Genomic DNA, 18,409 nt, shown 5'->3' with positions numbered 1-18,409 from the left:
CGGTGCAGTTGGCCCCCGCACCAAAATCTATTCACATGACTGCGTTTAGGTTACGCTAAAGCATGCGTATTCTCGTTATCGAAGATGATGTCATGCTCGGACGGGCCCTCGTGCAGGCCCTCGATGACGCTGGCATGTCGGTTGATTGGGTACGTGACGGGCGGATCGGGGATGAAGCCATCGCGGTCGGCGGCCATGGTTTGGTGCTTCTTGACCTCGGTTTGCCTGGCCGCTCGGGCCTCGAAATACTGCGCTCGCTGCGGACTGCCGGTGACAAAAGGCCTATACTGGTGATCACCGCACGTGACGAACTCGACGATCGGGTCGCTGGACTCGACTTTGGAGCGGACGACTACCTGGTGAAGCCGTTCGAGGTTAAAGAACTGCTCGCGCGCATGCGCGCGGTCTTGCGTCGGCATGGCGGCCATGCAACTTCGATCCTCGTTACGGGTGAGATTGAGCTGGATTTATCGAGTCATGAAGTAAAATATCGCGGGTGTAGCGAAGTGTTGCCCGCGAGAGAATTCGCGCTGCTTCAGGCGTTGCTGGAGCGTCCAGGCACAATTCTATCCCGCAACCAGCTGGAGGAAAAACTCTATGGATGGGGCGAAGAGGTAGAAAGCAACGCTATCGACGTCCTCATCCACTACGTCCGGCGCAAGTTCGACAAGGACATTATACGCAACATCCGGGGAGCCGGTTGGATGGTTCCCAAGTGAAAGGCGCGATTTCGATCCGACGTACGGCTTTCATATGGCTCGCTGGATTAATGGCGGCCATCGGCGTCTGCGCGGCCATAACATCATTCTTCCTCGTCAGGAGCGAGGCAGACGACCTGCTCGACAATCAGCTGCGGCAGATTGCGCTCTATATCGGGGAGGCGCCTGCTGTACCAGCCGGGCGGGTTGGCGATGTGCCGCATGACCCCGAGGATGACTTCGTCATCCAGGTCTGGAATATCGCCGGCAAGCCGTTGCGACTTTCACATCCAGCCGTTGATATTCCCCGCCAATCAGTGAGCGGGTTTGCCGACATTTCGATCGGCGATGACAATTGGCGCGTCTATACACTGGCAGCGCCGGACCGAACTGTTCAGATTTCCCAGGATATGAGGGTTCGGCAGGAACTCGCCTCCAATGCAGCGCTCCAAGCTGCATTACCGATCATTATGCTGATACCATTGTCATTGGTGACGCTGGGCTGGATCATCGATCGGATTATGGCGCGGCTTAATCGCCTGGCAGTCGCGGTCGCTTCCCGAGACGTGGGGGCGGACGACCCCGTTCCCATAGACGACGTGCCTCGCGAAGTTGCTCCTTTTGTAAGCTCGATCAACCTGTTGCTCGCGCAGCTTCGCGCACTATTGGAACGCCAGCGGCGGTTTATCTCAGATGCAGCTCATGAATTGCGCACACCACTGTCGGCGCTGCAGATTCAAATCGACAACCTTCGTCACGATGACCGGGATGACCGATTTACTCAGCGTTTGACTGAACTTGACGCCGGAATCAGCAGGGCCACCGGCCTGGTAACCAAGCTATTGCGCCTGGCGAGGTACGACGCCAAAGAGCCCGCACCATCACCGCAGCCGATTGATCTTGCCCAGCTCGCATTCGATACAGTCGCCCGTCTATCACCACTCGCGGAGAGCCGTCAGATTGACCTAGGCATCACGCGCAAAGACAGCGCTACGGTGGTCGGCTCGTGGGTTGATCTCGAGATCATCCTCGGTAATCTGGTAGATAACGCCATTCGGTACACTCCGCCGGGAGGAACCGTCGACGTCGCGATAGCAGTCACTGGAAAAGAAGTTCACGTGGAGGTCCGCGACACTGGTCCCGGCTTAACGGAAGAAGATTTGCCGCGTGTCTTTGAACGGTTCTTCAGGGCAAAGCCTCAGGACAGCGAGGGAAGTGGCCTGGGGCTGGCAATCGCAAAGGCTGCAGCCGAGAGACAAGGAGCGAGACTTAGGCTTGACAGCCGCGAGGATGGGCCAGGCTTGATTGCAAGCCTCATTTTACAAGCGGAACCAAGCGGTTTTAGCATGCGCTCGGGACACCATAGTCCGGTGAAAGAAGCTTAGCCGAACGGCTATCTGGTTGGTCTAACGAAACTGTGCTGGCGAAACAGATACTGACTGGCGAACAAGATTTTGGCTGTGTTTCTGTTTCGATGTCTCGCGCCATTTTCCGGACTTTGGAGCAGAATGCGATGCTGCCACCAAATCGGTCCATTAGAAATAAATAATAACAGCATCCGCGGCTCTTCCGCGAAAAAATCATGCATACTTCGTAGCAATAAGAAGCAAATTTCTCGCCTATCGCGATTTAGCGTTGTTGGAAACGCTAGGAGGCAACGTGACCATTCTAAACAAACACCCTGATTTTGGTTGTCCGCTCCAGTCTTCGGACGCTGAAATGTTCGGCGAAGAGGCGGCGCAGGAAGTCGAGCGCTTTTTGTCCTACCGCGAAAATCACGCCGAAACACCACTGCATTGCTTGCCGGCATTAGCGAGCGATCTCGGTGTCAGCGCGATCTATGTCAAGGATGAAGGGCATCGCTTGGGGCTCGGCAGCTTCAAGGCGCTCGGAGGCGCCTATGCGGTCATCCGCCTAGTGCTCGATGAGGCAGGTAGACGATTTGGCCGGCGTGTCGATATTGCCGAACTGCAGACGTCCGCTGTCAAAGCCGTTGCCGCAACAATGACGGTGGCCTGCGCGACTGACGGAAATCACGGCCGCTCAGTGGCACAGGGTGCGCAATTGGTTGGTGCCAGAGCAAGGATACTCGTCCATTCTGGCGTCAGCGCCGAACGCATGGAGGCGATTGCGCTTTTCGGCGCCCAAGTGATCCGGGTCACTGGCACTTATGACGACTCCGTCGCCGAGACGGCACGCATTGCTGCAAATAACGATTGGATCGTCGTCTCTGACACATCGTGGCAAGGTTATGAGTATATTCCCGCCCTCGTCATGCAGGGTTACACGGCTATGGTGCGAGAGATATTGCGTCAAGTTCCACACCTGCCTACCCATGTCTTCGTGCAGTCCGGCGTTGGCGGTGTCGCGGCGGCTGTTGCCGCTCATCTGTCTGTCGCGTTGGGTAAGCAGCGCCCGGTATTTGTCGTCGTCGATCCAGCGCGAGCGGCCTGCCTCTACGAGTCGGCTCGTGCTGGCCATCCGGTCAGGGTTGAGCCTGGTGAGCCGACTGTCATGGCGATGCTCGAATGCTACGAGCCGTCGCGCGTTGGCTGGAGGATGCTGGTTCGTGTGGCGGATGCATTCATGACTATCGACGAGGAGGATGCTATCGCTGCGATGAACCGCCTGGCGCGTCCTACCGGAAATGATGTGGCGATTGTCGCAGGCGAGAGCGGGGGTGCAGGGCTGGCCGGCCTTATGCGGGCCGTGGCGACCCCTGCCGACAAATCGGCACTTGGTCTTGATACTACGTCCCGTATTCTCGTCATCAATACAGAGGGCGCAACCGATCCCGGCCGTTACTTGCAACTCGTCGGGATGAGCCCGGCAGAGGTCGTTGCTGGAGCGTAAGGATCGGCCCGGTGGCATGGGCTGATTGCCTCTCGGGAGTATCGAGGACAGCGGTTCGAGGAGGGCATGAATTGAACGACATGATGACTTTGGAACGTGAGATGACGGTATGGCGACGAGCGTTACACGCCTATCCGGAGGCAGGATTCGAGGAAACGCGCACCGCAGCCTTTGTCGCCGCGAAGCTGCGGGAACTGGGCGTAGATGATATTGCGCAGGGTGTCGGCGGAACCGGGGTTGTAGGTACGCTGAAGCGAGGCAGCAGCAATCGCGCCATAGCCTTGCGCGCCGACATGGATGCGCTACGCATTACGGAGCAGGGACAGGCTGATTATTCGTCACAAAATCCGGGCGTCATGCATGCTTGCGGCCATGATGGTCACACCGCCATGCTGCTTGGTGCCGCGAAGATACTCGCGGAAGAAGGTGGGTTTGACGGCACCGTGCGCTTTATCTTTCAGCCTGCTGAAGAATGGGGAAAAGGTGCACTCGCGATGTTGAATGATGGGTTGATGCAACGCTTTCCGTTCGAGGAAATCTACGGTCTTCACAACATGCCGGGTCTACCGGTTGGACATTTCGAGACACGCGCCGGCCCCATCATGGCAGCGGAAGACAATTTCGAGATCGTGCTGAGGGGCGTCGGCGGCCATGCTGCTCGTCCGCACTGTGGTAGCGAGGTTCTGGTTGCTGCTTGCTCACTGGTTACCTCTTTGCAAACGATTGTCTCTCGCCGGCTGAATGCTACCGACATCGCGGTCGTCTCGGTGACAGAACTGATTTTAGACGGCACCCGTAATGCCTTGCCTGGACTGGCTCGTATTCTCGGTGACGCGCGCAGCTTTCGTCCCGAGGTTAGTGCGGAGATCGAAAAGCAAATGCGTATCATTGCCGAAGGCATAGCGTTGAGCCACAATCTAACAGCGAAAGTTGCCTATAGCCGTGAATTCGCTCCGTTGTTCAATGAACCGGCATTGGCCGAAGAAGCCTTTGCCGCCGCGGGCATGGTGTTCGATGCAGGCAATATTCGCATCGCTGCTCAACCGATGGCCGCTTCCGAAGATTTTGCCCGTTTCATCGACCATGTGCCCGGATGTTTTGTTTTCCTGGGGAACGGCGTCGAATCCGAACCTTTGCACAATCCGAGTTACGACTTTAACGATGACGGCCTGCTTCCCGGGGCTCGCTATTATGCGGCCGTCGCGCGACGGCGCCTGCCGATGACGTGATTTCGTATCGATCGGCACTCCAATCCCCGGCGGACATTACACCACCGACGCCAACACCTCATTGCGAAGGTAGAGACCCTTATGCACCTGATTGTAAATCCTTTTGCTTCCGATGATGTTGCCGAACTCATGACCTGGTTCCCGGATATGGCGAGCGTCGTCCAATGGGCTGGTCCGCGCTTGCGTTCTCCACTCGACCATTCGCAATTTCAGTCCCTGCTTGACACTCCAGATCAGGACGGGACATGGAGAGCATGGACGGTCCGCAAGAGCGGACATCAGATTGTCGGGCATTTTGAGCTGCTTTTCGATCCCATCTGTGGTCAGGCGACCTTGGGTCGCGTCGCCATCGCGCCCAACGCCCGGGGAAAAGGATATGCGGCTCCATTGGTTCGGGCAGCGTTGGAGATCGCGTTCGGCCGGGACGACATTCATCGCGTTGAACTGCGCGTTTTTGATTTCAACGCTGCGGCAGTCGCCGTCTACGAGCGGCTAGGCTTCGTCCGGGAGGGAACGTGCCGCGACGCCGTCCGGGTCGGGGCTGAAGCCTGGAATGTTCACATCATGAGCTTGTTGCGCCGAGAGTGGAACACGGTTGCGCTGGATGATCGGACGACCTCTCGATGAGATTGTTTTATTCGCCTACCTCGCCTTTTGTGCGAAAGGTGATGGTGGTAGCTCACGAGCTTGGGATCGCCGACAAGATCGAGCTGCGGCGGGTGCTCGTTTCTCCGCATCTGCCGAATCCCGAGCTTGCCACCTTCAATCCTCTGATGAAATTGCCGACGCTGTTGGCTGACGGCGGCGAGGTACTTTTCGGATCGCAACTCATTTGTGAGTTTCTGGACCATGACTGTGGCGCGACGCTATTTCCGCAAAGCCAGTCCATGCGCTGGCGGGTCGGCCGACTTCACGCCTTGGCGGACGGGATGCTGGAGGCCGGCATCGCCTGCCGAGAAGACTTGCACCGGTTCGGGACGGCGACATCCGACATATGGAGCGACGGACGAGAGATGAAAATTTCCCAGGGACTAAGTTATCTGGAAAGTGTCGCCGACGAATTGGAGAACCAAGTTAATATTGCGACAATCACTATTGCTATCGCTATCTCCTGGCTTCGCTTTCGCGGATTCATTGATGATCTGGTCCCCTCCGCACCGAAGCTGGCTACATGGCACCAGGGTTTTGCCGCTCGCCCCTCCATGCAGCAAACGAAACCCGCCGACGACAGTTTCAGCTGGAAGGCCCGCTAACCCGTCAATGACTCGCCCACGGGGCTTCCACTCGGCCTGTCCGATAGATCCGCGACGGGAATGCGAACTCCCGACTTCACTCGCTTCATCGACACAACTGTCCTGAACCGTCTGACATTACGGTCGTCGTGGAACAGTATCTGACATATCTCGTCATATTGCTCCATGGATTCGACTGTTAGAATTAAGAAGAAGTCTGTTTCACCTGTCACGTAGTAACATTGTTGGACTTGGGGGCAAGCCAGGAATGATTTGCGTGTCATCTCAAGTAGATCGATGCGTTCACTCTCAAGTGTTACCTCAACAATGATTGTGGTGTATCGGCCGAGCTTTGCGGGGTTCAGCACCGCGACCACCGTGTCGATGATCCCGATATCCTCCAGGCGCCGGATTCGTCGTTGAACCGCGGCGGTTGACAGATGCACCAGCTCGGAGAGCTGCCGCAAGGGCCGACGCGCGTCCAGCTGGAGATGGTCGAGGATCTTTGTATCAAAACTATCTAGATCGGTTCGTCTGCTTTTCATTTGCCTGTTCCTCCTGAAGCTTGCCGATGGAGCGTTGTTGTTGCAGTACACAAATCGTCCTACGCAAAAAATTCTCGCCAAACACAGTCAAAACGAGCACACGCGACACGATCTCAGTTCTACTTTGCGTTCGCCCGTTGGATTGTTAGAGGTGATTGCGCGTATGATTGAGCATGTCGTTATGGTGCCAGGACTGGCTTGCACATGGGAGCTCTTCGCGCCGCAGTCGTCTGCGCTCGAAGGGCTGGCGACGTTTTCCGTCGCCAACCATAGTGCTTGCGATGATCTGCCCTCATTGGCTCGGTCGATCCTAGATGATGCGCCTCCGCGGTTCGCGCTCTGCGGGTTTTCGCTTGGGGGATATGTCGCGTTGGAGATCATGCGACAGGCCCCCGATCGCGTAACCCGCCTTGCGCTACTTGACACAGCGGCCGGACCGGAATTGCCGGAACAGACCGTCCGGCGGCGGAGGCTGCTTAAACTTGCCATAGAAGAGGGTATGGATAGGGTTTGCGACCTCATGATGCCGTACCTTGTGGGCACTACCAGGTGGAATGATCCGGCACTTGCGGCAACGGTACGGCGTATGTTTTCTGATACAGGCGCTGCAGCCTTTTCGCGACAAGTCCAAGTCATCATGTCCCGCCCGGATTCGCGGCCCGATCTCAGGCATATCCAATGCCCGACGATGATCTTGGTCGGCCGGGACGACATGTTGACGCCCGTCGCCGCGGCAGAAGAAATGGCAGCGGAAATTCCCCATGCAAGTTTCATTGTGCTCTCCGATTGTGGTCACCTGACCACGCTGGAACGTCCCGCCGCTGTAAGTGCAGCGATGCAGAATTGGTTGGCGAAAGGGATTGCAATGTAATTTACATCATGCATAATATGTTTTATGTAAATGGAAAGGAACGAATATGCAAGTGTCGCCAAAGCGCTCGTCTCGGAGGACTCAGCAGGAGCGGCGGGAGGAAACCCGGAAAGCCCTACTGGAGGGCATGATGTCCGCTCTGATGGAGCTGGGCTATGCACGCACCACGACAGGAGAAATCACGCGCAGGGCAGGATTAACCTCTGGCGCCCTGCAGCATCATTTCGCTTCCAAGGAAGAGCTTGTCCTCGCTGTCGTGGAGTATCAGTTTGAAGAAGTTCGGGTTCAGCTTGAGGCATTCGCGCACGATCATAAGGCCGAGCACACTTGGAAGCCGTTCATCGAATTATTGGGCAGTATCTATGCCGGCCGCCGCTACATGGCGATCTGGGAAATTGTGATGGGAACGCGCGCAGACGCAAATCTCCACATTTTGGTCATGCAACACAGGATCCAGTCACAGGCCACTTTGGAAAGGCTTTGGAGCGCGATCTTTATGGACAGTATACCAGACAAGACCAAGCGCGTGGACCTCATGCATTTCACGCTGTCCACACTGCGCGGTTACGTCTTCTACAACGCAATTGCTCCAGACGACCAGTTCTTCGAGAGGCAAAAGGAAGTTCTCTTTTCCTTTCTGGAGGCAGAGATGCGGCCATCAACAGAAGTGATACCCAAAATACCCGACCGCGAGCGCAGGCTCTAGATCTTCAATTCCAAGCAACAAAAAAAGGGGAACGAACGTGGCTGGACTACGAACGAGATCGGCTGTCCTTGCATTGGTTTTAACCATGGCGAGCTCTGCCTCTGCTGCCGAACTTCAGATCGGCATGAGGTCGGAAGTGGTGATGGATCCGCATTTCATGTGGAGCAACAGCAATGCCGCGTATTATGTGCAGACATATGGCTATCTGCTGCAGCCGGACGAAAAGGCGCAGATGCAGCCCATGCTTGCGAAATCCTGGAAGGCGGTTGATGACACCACCTGGGAGTTTCAATTGCGTGAAGACGCGAAATTCCATGACGATACACCGGTGACGGCTGAGGATGTGGTCGCGTCATTCAATCGTGCCGCAAATCTCCCCGGAGCCGCTGCGCCCTATGCGGGCGCGATTGCCGGAATCAAGGCGGTCACAGCTCCCAGCCCATTCTTGGTACGTATCGCGACGCATGGCCCCTTGCCGCCGCTTCCATATCAGGCGGCGCAGATACCAATCATTCCGAAAAGAATTGCCGCCTCCGCTTCCACGGCAGATTTCAGCAATCTCTCTGCCGCCATTGGTGCCGGACCCTACAAATTTTCGGCCTACGTGCCTGGTGATCATCTTGTGGTGGAGCGCTTTGACGGCTATTTCGGCCCGAAACCCCAATGGGATAAGGTCACTTTTAAGTTCATCACTGACAATGCCAGCCGCACGGCGGCATTGCTGGCCGGTAGCATTGATGTGGCGGACGCCGTGGCCACCGCAGATGTGAAGCGACTGCGCGAGGATCCCAATATTTCCGTCCACAGCGGTACCTCGGACCGTGTCATTTACATGGCAATGGACACCGAGCGCGATCGATCACCGTTCATCACTGACAAGAATGGGGTTCCGCTGGAGCATAATCCATTCAAAGATATCAGAGTCCGCCAAGCCATTACCCACGCCATCAATAGGCAGGCTATCGTCGATCGCGTCATGGATGGGCTTGCCGTACCGGCAAGCCAGATGGTTCCTCCCGGCTTCGGCGGATACAATCCCGATATTCAGGTGCCGGCCTATGATCGCGAACTTGCAAGGAAGTTGCTGGCCGAGGCAGGATATCCGGATGGCTTCGGATTAACGATCCATTGCCCGAACGACCGCTATGTCAATGACGCTAGGGTCTGTCAGGCGGTAGGCCAGCAATTGGCGCAGATAAACCTCAAGGTCAAAGTCGAGACCTTGCCGCGCAATGTCTATTTCCCAAAAATTCTCGACCACAAGGGTGAGCGCTTCAGTTTCTTCATGTTCGGGTGGGGCAGTTCTTCCGGTGGTGAAGCTGAGGCGCTGTGGCAGATCATGCACAGCTATGAACCGGGAAAGCAGCTGGGTGCGGTCAACTCCGGTCACTACTCCAACCTTAAGCTCGACGCGATGGTTGAAGAGGCTTTGAAGGTCCTCGATGTATCCAAACGCCATGCACTGGAACAAAAGGCTATGGCGATGGCGATGGACGACGTTGCGACGATCCCGCTTCACTACCAGGCAGTCGTCGTGGCGACACGCAAGGGACTCGACTACCGCATCCACGCCGACGAAAGCACGCTTGCGACCGCTGTGTCCACATCACCCTGATCTGACTGAAGCACCACAAACCAACCGAACCATTCTCTTCAGGAGCGACCAATGGACTTTGTCATAAGTCGCATTGCACAGTCGATCGCCGTTCTCTTCGTGGTGTCGATCCTCGTTTTCTTTGGCGTATACATGATCGGAAACCCTGTATATGCGCTGATTGATCCGAGATCTTCACAAGAGGCGATCGATCTGGCGATCAAGTCCCTCGGTCTTGATAGACCGGCGTGGGAGCAATACCTCACCTTCCTGTGGAAGGTCTTTCATGGCGACTTCGGTGTCTCCTACGTTTATAGCCAGCCGGCTCTGCACCTAATCGCAGAGCGACTACCCGCGACGCTGGAATTGGTGTTTACGGCTTTTGTTTTCGGATCCGCAATCGGCTTGCCACTTGGTCTAATTGCTGGAAAGTCGAACAATGGTCTGCTCAGCCGGTCTATTTCAGCCGCGTCGATCATGGGTTTCAGCCTGCCAACTTTCTGGGTCGGTATCATGCTCGTGCTGGTGTTCTCGGTCCACTTTCATGTGCTGCCTCCAAGTGGGCGCGGGGAGATAGGCACTGTCTTCGGTATTTCAACAAGCCTGGGGACATGGAACGGAATCCAGCATCTGATGTTGCCGGCGCTTAATCTCTCTCTTTATCCGGCGGCCCTGATGATCCGCCTGGTGCGCTCCGGCGTACAGGAAAATCTGCGCGCGGAATTTGTACTGTTCGCGCGCTCCAAGGGGCTGGCGCCAAGGCGGATCCTGATCACATATGTCTTGCGAAACGCGCTCATTCCCGTGGTCACTGTCATGGGTATTGTCGCTGGTACTCTGATCGCCTTTGCCGTCGTCACCGAAACCGTTTTCGCGTGGCCCGGCACAGGCAAGCTCATCATCGATTCCATTCGCATGCTCGATCGCCCTGTGGTCATCGCCTATGTGTTGTTCACTGTTGTGCTGTTCACGATGATCAATTTGGTAACCGATTTGGTGTGTGCGCTTATCGATCCTCGCCTGCGTATCGCGAGGGCGCGCCAGTGAAACGTTTGAGCCAATTTCTGACCCTGTACAGCAACAGTAGTATCGCAGTTGTTGCCATGGGTATGTTCCTGTTGCTGCTGATCATGGCACTGCTGGCGCCGCTCATCTCGCCACAAAACCCTTACGATCTCGCCCAACTGAACCTCCTCGATGGTCGCCTGGCGCCAATGACGCGCGGATCAGATACCATGCTCTATCTGTTGGGAACCGATGACCAAGGCAGGGACGTGTTGAGCGCGATCCTCTACGGACTGCGCATCAGCATTGGCATTGCGTTCCTAAGCGGGGCGATTGCGGTGACGATAGGTGCGTCGGCGGGCATGATAGCAGCCTATGCTGGCGGAGCCCTTGATGCGATCGTTATGCGTATTGTCGATATTCAGCTGTCCTTTCCCTCGATCCTGATCGCTTTGATCTTGCTCGCGGTGTTCGGTCCGGGTCTGGATAAAGTCGTTATCGCGTTGGTCATGGTGCAGTGGGCCTACTACGCCAGAACCGTTCGAAGCGCTGCGCAGACGGAGATCGCGCGCGACTACATCGAAGCCGCACGATGCCTCGAACTTGGCGCCATGCGCATCATGTTCCGCCACGTCCTGCCGAACTGCTCGGCTCCACTTTTTGTGGTGGTTACAGTCGAGGTGGCAAGCGCGATAGCGCTGGAAGCAGCCCTTTCCTTCCTCGGAGCTGGTGTTCCCGTTACGGAGCCTTCCCTGGGGTTATTGATAGCGAATGGCTATTCATTCGTGTTGAGCGGAGATTATTGGCTCAGCCTCTATCCCGGTGCGGTGCTGTTCATCCTTGTGGCTAGTGTCAACCTCGTGGGCGACCGGTTGCGTACCATCCTCAATCCCCGTCACACCAATTGATGAAGAGTGCTGTGATGTATCGCAAACAACCATTGCTCAAGGTTACGGACCTTTCGGTCGATATCGTTCTCTCGGGAAAAGGACTGACTTCCGTCGACCGTGTGAGCTTCGATCTCAACGAGGGAGAAATCCTTGGTTTGGTCGGGGAGTCTGGATCGGGGAAATCAACAGCTGGTCTTGCCGTTCTCGGCCTGCTGGAGCCGCCGATGCGAATTGCGGGGGGAAATGTCGATTTTCGCGGGCTCAACCTGCTGGAATTGCCGGCGCAGGAGTTGCGTCGCATGCATGGCGCGGAAATGGCGATGGTTCTTCAAAACCCGATGTCTGCTCTCAATCCGACGCTTCGTATCGGCGACCAAATGATCGACGCGATATTGGCGCATGAGACTGTGTCGAGGAAGGATGCCTGGAAACGCTCGCGCGACGCGCTGGGGCGGATGGGGGTGCCGTCGCCGGATGAAAGAATGGAAGCCTATCCGCACCAGTTCTCCGGCGGTATGCGCCAGCGTATCGTGATCGCCACCGCACTTCTCAATCGGCCGAGCCTCATTATAGCGGACGAACCGACAACGGCGCTCGACGTAACCGTGCAGGCGCAGATCTTGCACGAGGTGCGCCATATGTGCTCCGAGCAGCGTACCGCCCTTATCTGGATTACGCATGATCTCGCGGTCGTGGCGGGCCTCGCCGACCGTCTCGCAGTTATGTATGCAGGACAGATCGTGGAGCAGGGGAGTGTCGATGAGGTTCTCGACAGGCCTGCCCATCCCTATACGCGCGGCCTTATCGCTTCCGCCACCGGGGCACATCGCGAGCAGAAACGTTTCTTCCAAATCCCCGGTCTACCGCCGAAACTTGAGCAGTTGCCACCCGGCTGTCGGTTCGCGCCACGCTGCGGTGAGGCGACGGAACTTTGCCGCTCTGCGCCGCAATCGAGGCTTATCGAGGAAGAGCGTAGGGTGAGCTGTCACCATGTCACGACGAAGCTGCCGTTGGAACCGGAATGCGGAGTAACAGGATGAAGACCGTCACGCCACTTGAACTTGCCTCCATTTCCAAACAGTTCCAAATCCCTGCCTCGCTCGGACGCAAGCTGGCGGCACGGATCACGGGAAAGCCTGCAGCGTCGACTTTGCAGGCACTCGAAGCCGTTTCCCTATCATTGGGCCATCGCGAAATCGTGGCACTGGTTGGTGAATCCGGCTGTGGGAAAAGCACAGCAGGCCGCATCGCGGCAGGAGCGATTGCCGCCTCCGGTGGTGAGGTTCGCTATGCGGGCAAGTCTCTGTCGACGTTGCGCGGGCGCTACGCTCGACAACAGCGGTTGGGGGTCCAGATGGTGTTTCAGAATCCGCGCGAGGCGCTCAATCCGCGCATGCGCGTTGACCGAATTCTGGCTGAGCCTGCGCTTCGCCACGGCTTTACCACGCCCGCGCGAGCCGCCGCCTACACAGACGATCTGATGAGGGCGGTCGGTCTCGATTCGAGCATGAAATCACGCTTTCCGCATGAACTTTCGGGCGGTCAATGTCAGCGCGTCGGCATTGCGCGCGCTCTTGCCGTGCAACCCGACGTGCTGGTCTGCGACGAAGCGCTGTCAGCACTCGATGTTTCGGTCCAAGCGCAGATCCTGAACCTGTTCCTTGATCTGCGTGAAACGCACGCGCTGTCATTTCTGTTCATCAGCCACGACCTTTCCGTGGTCGAGCGCATCAGCGACCGCGTGGCGGTCATGTATCTGGGGCGCATCGTCGAGCTTGCGGACACCCAGGATATCTTCTCAAGGGCTCACCATCCCTACACGAAAGCCCTCCTCGCCGCCGCGCCGCGCATGGATCAGCGGCGCCAGACGTACGGCGCGATTTCCGGTGAGGTTCCGTCCCCGCTTGCTCCGCCGAGCGGCTGCCATTTCCATCCGCGCTGCCCGCACGCCACGGCTCGATGCGCGCTGGAGCGCCCGCCTTTGCGCGAGGTCGCGCCGGGACAATGGTCCGCATGTTTTCTCGATTTCCGCAACTAACTCTTCACAGGAGGTATCCGATGAGCAGACAGTTCAAAGTATCATTGACCAGACGCGGCGTTTCCGCAATCGCCCAGATGCAGGAAACAGCGGCTCCCAAACTTGCTAATCTCATATGGTCGGCACTGCCGATCGAAGGGCCGGTGTTCCACGCCAAGCGATCCAATAACGAAATCTATACACTTGCGGCTCCATTTGGAACCGGTGAACCGATGCCGGAAAACGCGACGATCTTTCCCATCCCCGGCGACATCGCCTATTTTCACCTGCCGCCGGTTAAGGTCGTGAACTATGTCACCGCGTTGAAACAGCATTTGCCGCCCGAGCTTTATGAGGTTGCGCCCCAGACTGGGCTTGCTGACTTGGGTATCTTTTACGGGCGTAACAACTTTCTGTTTGGTCCACTGGGGCCGGGGCCGGGTAGCGTCTTTGCTACTATCGTTGAAGGGCTCCAGGAGTTCGCAGCCGCTTGCAACGACCTATGGTATGCCGGAGCGGTCGACGAGAAGCTCCGCTTTAGCCATATCGATTAGTAAAATCATCATAACAATGTTAATGTATTGGATATACCTATGACAGTCCGAATTGGAATCGACATCGGTGGGACATTCACCGATGTCAGCCTTTTGCGCGACGACGGAAGCGCGCTGGTTTTCAAGACGCCCTCGACGCCTTTGTCTCCGGAGACCGGGGTTATCCGCGGTATCGAGATCGCCCTTGAGCGGGCGGGTGCCGCCGCCGCCGACTGCGTGGAGCTGATTGTCGGCGCGACTGTAGGGCTGAACGCGATCATCGAGCGCAAGGGCGCGCCAGTTGGGTTTCTCGTTACCGCCGGCTTTGAAGACATGCTCGAACTTGGCCGGGTCAAGATGACCAATGTGTTTAGCCTGAAGGAGGTACGTCGTCCCCCGTTGATCCGGAAGAACTGGGTACGTGGCGTCGAAGAAAGGCTGGACGCGCAAGGCGCTGTCATCAAGCCGCTAGACACCCGGCAGCTCGTCGCGGCAACCCGAGAGCTCGTTGACATGGGTGCGCAGACGATTGCGCTCCTTTTCCTGCATTCCTATCGGAACCCACAGCACGAGCGTATCGCCAAGGAAAGCCTCCAGAAAGCGTTTCCAGGACTGGATGTTGCAATTTCAAGCGATCTGTGGCCGCAACTGCGGGAATATGAACGCGCTACCGTTTTGGCCATGAACAGCTACATATTGCCCAAGACCCGGAGCTACCTTACCGCGATCGAAACTGAAAAGAAGCGTTTGGGCATCAAATGCCCCGTCTATGTGTCCGCTTCGAACGGCGGGTTGGTGCCAGTATCGCAGGCTCTTGAGCGGCCGATCTCGACCCTGTTGTCAGGACCCTCGGCAGGGGTCGTCGCCGCAGTTGAACTAATGCGCCGCAGCTCCATCCCCAGTGCAATAACCTTCGACATGGGTGGGACGAGCGCGGACATATGTGTTCTGGAAAAAGAGAACATTCCCTATGCCTGGGGGCAGGAAATCCAAGGGCTGCCGGTTATCATGCCCTATGTCGACGTTTCGGCAATAGGCTCCGGCGGTGGATCGATTGCTTTTCTGGACAACGCTGGGCTCCTCAGGGTTGGTCCACACAGCGCGGGATCCAATCCGGGGCCTGCTGCTTATGGACGTGGCGGCACGAGCCCGACGGTGACGGATGCCTATCTCGTCAGCGGTTTCATAGATCCGGAAAACTTTATCGGCGGCGAAATCGATCTTAGCCTCGATCGTGCGGTGGCAGCCATCGAAACCGTCGCCAGTCCGCTCGGTATGACGGTCGCGGAAACTGCTATGGGCATTATCAAGATCACGACCTCCGTTCAGGTTGCGGAGTTGACGCGCCTTGCTGCAAAAAAGGGAATTGATCTTCGCGATTTCACACTGTTGCCCTTCGGAGGCGCCGGACCAACTCAAGCATGCCTTCTGGCGGATGAGTTACAGATCCGCAAAATTGTCATTCCCGCCGCGCCAGGCGTGTTCTGCGCATTCGGCGCTGCGCACGCCGATTTCCGGTTGGATTATGTCCGTACCGTCTACGGTTTGCTCAGCACGCTTCTGGAAGCCGATGTCGAAGCATGGTTTGCTGCTCAGGAGGACCAAGCCCGTTTGGCTCTGAGCGATGTCGCGGATCGCATCCGGACATTCGAGGTCATTCGCACAGCCGATGTGCGCTATGCAGGTCAGGGATTTGAAATCTCAATCCCCTTTACCACGATTGATGACATTGATGGTAACTTCCGTGCCGAATATGCGAAGCGCTACGGCCCTCAGCATGGCCACGCCCCCGTGGAGATCATTACCTTCAGAGCCACGGTGGTTGGGTGTCGTACACACCCCCCACTGTCAATCCGGAAATCCGGCGAGGCTCCCGACACAAACATTTGTCGCGAGATACTTCTTGGCGGCGGCGCTCTGAACGTTCCCGTCTTTCAACGGTCGACGCTGAATCCAGGTTGGCGCTCGACCGGCCCCTTCCTCATCGACCAGGCAGATACGACCTGCGTCGTCACCAGTGGCTGGCAAGCCGAGGTCGATGACTATGGCGCCCTGCATCTGACCAAGGAGACCACCAATGCTTAGCAGAAGCGAATTCTGCCCAAAAGACAGGTTCGAGCTTTCGGTATTCTGTAATCTCGTCACCGCGATCACGGAAGAGGCGTGTGGTGTACTCGCTCGTACCGCCTATACAACCTTCATCAAGGAGGCCGAGGACTTTTCAGTCGCCCTTGCGAAGCCGGATGGAACCTTTTTCGCTTTTCCCGGACGCTCCGGCGTGCCGACCGCGGTCGCGTTGCCGATGGATGATGTCCTGGCCCGTATTACTTCCTGGAAACCTGGTGACATTCTCCTGACGAATGATCCGTATCTTTCGGGCGGCATGGTCACCCATACGCCGGACGTGACGATGATCGCTCCAGTCTTCTTCGAAGACCAGCTTGTCGCTTTTCGCTGGAGTTTCCTGCACTCTTCTGATGTCGGCGGTGCTGTACCCGGCAGCTTGGCTGCGTCGTTCACGGAGGTGTTTCAGGAGGGCTTGCGTATTCCGCCGACGAAACTCTACCAGGCGGGAAAGCTCAACGAAGATCTCTACAACCTCATCGTCACCAATGTCCGTGTGCCGGACCAGCTTTGGGGTGATCTACAGGCGATGGTGTCCGCGTTTCATGTCGCGGGCGATCGGTTGGTGGCGCTTTTCACCAAATATGGGCTGGAGCGCACCAACGAGCTGATCGACGAGTGTATTTCATATGCAGAGGTGAAAGCACGCGCTGTCATTGAATCCATCCCCGATGGTGTTTATAGCTTCGTCGACTATCTCGACGACGATATAAATTCTCCGCACCCGGTGAGGATATGTCTGGCGCTGAACAAGGCTGGCAGCGAAATACATGTGGATTTTAGCGGCACCGATCCGCAGGTCATGGCTGCGATCAACCTCGCTACTGCGGGAAAGAAGGCTCACACCTGGCTCACTGTGGGAATCCTTCAATTTCTGCTGACAGCTGATCCGGAGATTCCAGTTAATGGAGGCGTACTGCGTCCGATTTCGGTTCACGCACCGGTTGGTACAATTGTCCACGCCGTGGAGCCAGCAGCACTTGGTGGACGGGCCGTTAGCGGCATTCGTGTGATGGACGCGACCTTCGGCGCCCTCATCCAGGCGCTACCGGGTCAGGTCCCGGCGGCTGGAAGCGGGCAAGGGTTGTTACCAGTAATCTCGATGCCAGATATGGAGAGTGGCCGCCGCAAGGTGAATATCCTGCAGCCATTGATTGGAGGCACTGGCGCGCGGCCCGGAGCAGATGGCTATGACGGAACGCACTACTCGCTGGGATTCATGAAGAACACACCCATTGAAGTCATCGAGACCGATATGGACGTATTGATTCATTCTTATGGGTATGTTCAAGATTCAGGCGGTGCAGGAGAGTTCAGGGGCGGACTGGGAGTGGGCTTGCGAGCGGAAGTGACTGCTGCAGATACAACGGTGGCGATTCGTGGCATGGAGCGGACACGCTTTGCTCCGTGGGGGGCGTTCGGTGGGCAATGTGGCGGCCTTACCAGTAAGCTGCGAACGAACCCAGGACGACCAAACGAGCTCATTCATCCGAAGGGTTCTGATTTTGTTCGTCTCTCACCCGGAGACTTGATCGAGTTCGCGACGTCTGGTGGAGGGGGCTATGGGGAGCCGTTGCTACGCGCACCAGAAAAGGTGGCGGAGGATCTCGCTTTCGACTTTGTGAGCAAAGCTCAGGCAGAGGAGATTTATGGCGTTGTCTTCAAAGATGGCATCGACCAAGTTGATCTCGCAGCCACCAGTAAAAAACGAGAAACGATCCGACAGTTGCGCCCATATCGATCCGATCTGTTTACATTTTGCGAAGCCAGACGGGCGCACGAGGCGACCTGGACGGTGCAAGCTTATGACGCACTAGGCGCAATCCTATCGACCTTGCCGATATATGCCCGCCCGTTTGCAAAGCAAGTACTGATGGATAGGGTCGCGGCATTGGGGGAAGCGCCATCTTCAATGTCTCGAGAGTTCATCTGGCGTCTTTGGAAGGAAAATGAGCAGACACCTTGTCCCTCGCGCTCGCGGAACGAATGATCGGGTACGTATATACTCGTTACGATAAGTGGCAGATTGGTTTCCGGATCAATGGAACGAGCTTAGAAAAATTGGTCTAACTCGGCTCCATTCGATCATTTCCCCAAGTGGTTTAATTTCTG

17 protein-coding genes are annotated in these 18,409 nt (G+C 56.8%); 16 read left to right on the top strand and 1 reads right to left on the bottom strand.

The annotated features are described in order from the left end of the window. Positions 1 to 62: 62 nt before the first annotated feature. The 6 genes from QBD01_RS07110 (at position 63) to QBD01_RS07085 (ending at position 6,033) form a co-directional block, all read left to right on the top strand. Positions 63 to 719, top strand: coding sequence for a response regulator transcription factor (locus QBD01_RS07110; RefSeq protein ID WP_280992210.1), 657 nt, complete (start codon positions 63 to 65; stop codon positions 717 to 719). Next, positions 701 to 2,083 (top strand): ATP-binding protein, encoded by a 1,383-nt coding sequence (locus tag QBD01_RS07105; RefSeq protein ID WP_280992209.1) that lies wholly within the window; start codon positions 701 to 703, stop codon positions 2,081 to 2,083. Before QBD01_RS07110 ends, QBD01_RS07105 begins: the two co-directional genes overlap by 19 nt. Before the next feature lie 274 nt (positions 2,084 to 2,357). Further along, the gene (locus QBD01_RS07100; RefSeq protein ID WP_280992208.1) at positions 2,358 to 3,551 is read left to right on the top strand and encodes a diaminopropionate ammonia-lyase; all 1,194 of its coding nucleotides are present in this window, start codon (positions 2,358 to 2,360) and stop codon (positions 3,549 to 3,551) included. Positions 3,552 to 3,631: 80 nt separating this feature from the next. Next, positions 3,632 to 4,780, top strand: coding sequence for an amidohydrolase (locus QBD01_RS07095; RefSeq protein WP_280992504.1), 1,149 nt, complete (start codon positions 3,632 to 3,634; stop codon positions 4,778 to 4,780). A gap of 81 nt (positions 4,781 to 4,861) precedes the next feature. Next, positions 4,862 to 5,407 (top strand): GNAT family protein, encoded by a 546-nt coding sequence (locus QBD01_RS07090; protein WP_280992207.1) that lies wholly within the window; start codon positions 4,862 to 4,864, stop codon positions 5,405 to 5,407. Beyond that, positions 5,404 to 6,033 (top strand): glutathione S-transferase N-terminal domain-containing protein, encoded by a 630-nt coding sequence (locus QBD01_RS07085; RefSeq protein ID WP_280992206.1) that lies wholly within the window; start codon positions 5,404 to 5,406, stop codon positions 6,031 to 6,033. The genes QBD01_RS07090 and QBD01_RS07085 overlap by 4 nt, the downstream gene beginning before the upstream one ends. On the opposite strand, the gene QBD01_RS07080 is transcribed toward QBD01_RS07085, so the two are convergent. Beyond that, on the bottom strand, positions 6,030 to 6,557 hold the full coding sequence (locus tag QBD01_RS07080; protein ID WP_280992205.1) for an Lrp/AsnC family transcriptional regulator: 528 nt from the start codon (positions 6,555 to 6,557) through the stop codon (positions 6,030 to 6,032). The two genes, QBD01_RS07085 and QBD01_RS07080, sit on opposite strands and share 4 nt — an antisense overlap. Before the next feature lie 37 nt (positions 6,558 to 6,594). On the opposite strand from QBD01_RS07080, the gene QBD01_RS07075 reads away from it, so the two are divergent. The 10 genes from QBD01_RS07075 to QBD01_RS07030 all read left to right on the top strand — a co-directional run bounded on the left by QBD01_RS07075 (position 6,595) and on the right by QBD01_RS07030 (position 18,287). Next, on the top strand, positions 6,595 to 7,428 hold the full coding sequence (locus QBD01_RS07075; protein WP_280992204.1) for an alpha/beta hydrolase: 834 nt from the start codon (positions 6,595 to 6,597) through the stop codon (positions 7,426 to 7,428). A gap of 127 nt (positions 7,429 to 7,555) precedes the next feature. Then, positions 7,556 to 8,134 (top strand): TetR/AcrR family transcriptional regulator, encoded by a 579-nt coding sequence (locus tag QBD01_RS07070; RefSeq protein ID WP_280992203.1) that lies wholly within the window; start codon positions 7,556 to 7,558, stop codon positions 8,132 to 8,134. 142 nt (positions 8,135 to 8,276) lie between these two features. Beyond that, positions 8,277 to 9,749 carry an ABC transporter substrate-binding protein gene (locus tag QBD01_RS07065; RefSeq protein WP_280992202.1) on the top strand — a complete coding sequence of 491 codons (1,473 nt, stop codon included), beginning with the start codon at positions 8,277 to 8,279 and terminating at the stop codon, positions 9,747 to 9,749. Between the two features lie 51 nt (positions 9,750 to 9,800). Then, positions 9,801 to 10,775: an ABC transporter permease gene (locus QBD01_RS07060; RefSeq protein ID WP_280992201.1), complete on the top strand. Its 975-nt coding sequence runs from the start codon at positions 9,801 to 9,803 to the stop codon at positions 10,773 to 10,775. Next, complete coding sequence (locus QBD01_RS07055; protein ID WP_280992200.1) at positions 10,772 to 11,641, top strand: ABC transporter permease; 870 nt, start codon at positions 10,772 to 10,774, stop codon at positions 11,639 to 11,641. Before QBD01_RS07060 ends, QBD01_RS07055 begins: the two co-directional genes overlap by 4 nt. Before the next feature lie 14 nt (positions 11,642 to 11,655). After that, positions 11,656 to 12,663: an ABC transporter ATP-binding protein gene (locus QBD01_RS07050; RefSeq protein ID WP_280992199.1), complete on the top strand. Its 1,008-nt coding sequence runs from the start codon at positions 11,656 to 11,658 to the stop codon at positions 12,661 to 12,663. After that, a complete protein-coding gene (locus tag QBD01_RS07045) occupies positions 12,660 to 13,661 on the top strand; it encodes an ABC transporter ATP-binding protein (RefSeq protein ID WP_280992198.1) in 1,002 nt (333 codons plus the stop codon). Before QBD01_RS07050 ends, QBD01_RS07045 begins: the two co-directional genes overlap by 4 nt. A gap of 20 nt (positions 13,662 to 13,681) precedes the next feature. After that, positions 13,682 to 14,194 carry a DUF3830 family protein gene (locus QBD01_RS07040; RefSeq protein ID WP_280992197.1) on the top strand — a complete coding sequence of 171 codons (513 nt, stop codon included), beginning with the start codon at positions 13,682 to 13,684 and terminating at the stop codon, positions 14,192 to 14,194. Between the two features lie 39 nt (positions 14,195 to 14,233). After that, positions 14,234 to 16,258 carry a hydantoinase/oxoprolinase family protein gene (locus tag QBD01_RS07035; protein WP_280992196.1) on the top strand — a complete coding sequence of 675 codons (2,025 nt, stop codon included), beginning with the start codon at positions 14,234 to 14,236 and terminating at the stop codon, positions 16,256 to 16,258. After that, the gene (locus QBD01_RS07030; RefSeq protein ID WP_280992195.1) at positions 16,251 to 18,287 is read left to right on the top strand and encodes a hydantoinase B/oxoprolinase family protein; all 2,037 of its coding nucleotides are present in this window, start codon (positions 16,251 to 16,253) and stop codon (positions 18,285 to 18,287) included. Before QBD01_RS07035 ends, QBD01_RS07030 begins: the two co-directional genes overlap by 8 nt. Positions 18,288 to 18,409 lie beyond the last annotated feature (122 nt).

It is taken from the genome of Ochrobactrum sp. 19YEA23 (assembly GCF_029909865.1).
GTDB lineage: Bacteria > Pseudomonadota > Alphaproteobacteria > Rhizobiales > Rhizobiaceae > Brucella > Brucella gambitense.
Note: the sequence above shows the minus strand (reverse complement) of the source record. Positions and strands in the feature narration are given on the sequence as shown.